The sequence below is a fragment of the Kitasatospora sp. NPDC048722 genome (assembly GCF_040650235.1).
Lineage (GTDB): Bacteria > Actinomycetota > Actinomycetes > Streptomycetales > Streptomycetaceae > Kitasatospora.
This window is the reverse complement of sequence record NZ_JBEZGX010000166.1, coordinates 1-1,677: the sequence shown is the minus strand read 5'-3', so window position 1 is coordinate 1,677 and position 1,677 is coordinate 1. Positions and strand designations below refer to the sequence as shown.

Genomic DNA, 1,677 nt, shown 5'->3' with positions numbered 1-1,677 from the left:
CTCCCCGGTGGGGGAGCGATGGTGTCCGTCGAGGCGACGGAGGCGGAGGTGCTGGCGCTGCTGACGGACGGCGTCTCCGTCGCCGCCGTCAACGGCCCGCGCGCCGTCGTCCTCTCCGGAGACGCCGACGCCGTCGAACGCATCGCCGCCGGACTCACCGCCGCCGGACGCAGGACTAGGCGTTTGCGGGTGAGCCATGCGTTTCACTCCGTACACATGGACGCCATGCTCGACGACTTCGAGCGGACCGCCCGGGGCATCGCCTGCGCCGCCCCGCGCATCCCGCTCGTGTCCAACCTGACCGGCAACGTCGTCACCGGCGACAGCGGGGCGCAGTTCGGGGCGCAGTACTGGGTGCGCCACGTCCGCGAGGCCGTCCGCTTCGCCGACGGCGTCGCCGCCCTCACCGCCCGCGGCGTGCGCCGCCACCTCGAACTCGGCCCGGGCGGCGTGCTGTCCGCGCTCGTCCAGGCCAACACCGCGGAGGACGCCGACCCGGCCCGCCCGGTGGTGACCACCACCGCGCTGCGCCACGGCCGGGACGAGCGCACGACCCTGCTCGCCGCCGTCGCCCGCCTGCACACCGACGGGTTCGCGCCGGACTGGTCCGCCGTCTTCGCCGGCACCGGCGCCCGCCGGGTCGACCTGCCCACCTACCCGTTCCAGCGGCAGCGCTACTGGCCCGAGCAGTCGTTCACCTCGGCGGCGTCCCCGGCCTCGTCCCCGGCCTCGTCCCCGGACGGGGAGTTCTGGACGGCGCTGCGCACCGCGTCCTTCGGCGAGCTCGCCGGCACCCTGGACGTCGACGGCGACGCCCTCGCCCGGGTGCTCCCCGCCCTGCGCGACTGGCACGACCGGCGCGAGGAGCAGGCCGCCGTGGACGCCCGCCGCCGGCGGATCGTCTGGAAGCCGCTCGACCGGCCGCGTGCCGCGGCCCCGGCCGGCACCTGGCTCGCCGTCGTGCCCGCCGGCGAGGGCGACCCGGCCTGGACGGACGCCGTCCTCGCCGTGCTCGGCCCGGACGCCGTCCGGCTGACCGTCGAGGCCGACGCCGACCGCGCCGGGCTCACCAAGCAGCTCGCCGAACTGCCGGACACGGCTGGGGAGATCGCCGGGGTGGTGTCCCTCCTGGCGCTCGACGCGTCGGCACTCGACGGGTCGGCACTCGGTGAATCGGCACTCGCCGGATCGGCACAGGGCGGCGTCCCCGCCGGGCTCGTCCGCACCGCCGCGCTGGTGCAGGCCCTCGGCGACGCCCGGATCGGCGCACCCCTGTGGTGCCTCACCCGGGACGCCGTCGCGGCCGCCCCCGGCGACCGCGTCACCGGCCTGGCGCAGGCGGCCGTCTGGGGCCTCGGCCGGGTCGCCGCGCTCGAACTCCCCCAGCGCTGGGGCGGGTTGATCGACCTTCCCGCGAGCCTCGACCGGCGCGCCGCCGCCCTGCTGGCCGCCGTGCTCGCCGACCCGGACGGGGAGGACCAGCTGGCCGTCCGGCCCACCGGGGTCCTCGGCCGTCGCCTGGCCGCCACACCGGGCGGGTCCGTCAGCGATCCGGCGGACTGGGACCCGACCGGCACCGTCCTCGTCACCGGCGGCCCACCGCCTATCAGGTCCGGCCGGGACCGTCAGAACGCGATCCGGACCTTCAGCGCCGAGCGGTCGTCCATCGCCCGGTAA

At 77.3% G+C, this 1,677-nt stretch carries 1 protein-coding gene; it reads left to right on the top strand.

Annotated elements, in window-relative coordinates:
• On the top strand, positions 1 to 1,677 hold a 1,677-nt coding region (locus tag AB0C76_RS41290), incomplete at its 5' end, for an acyltransferase domain-containing protein (protein ID WP_359975926.1).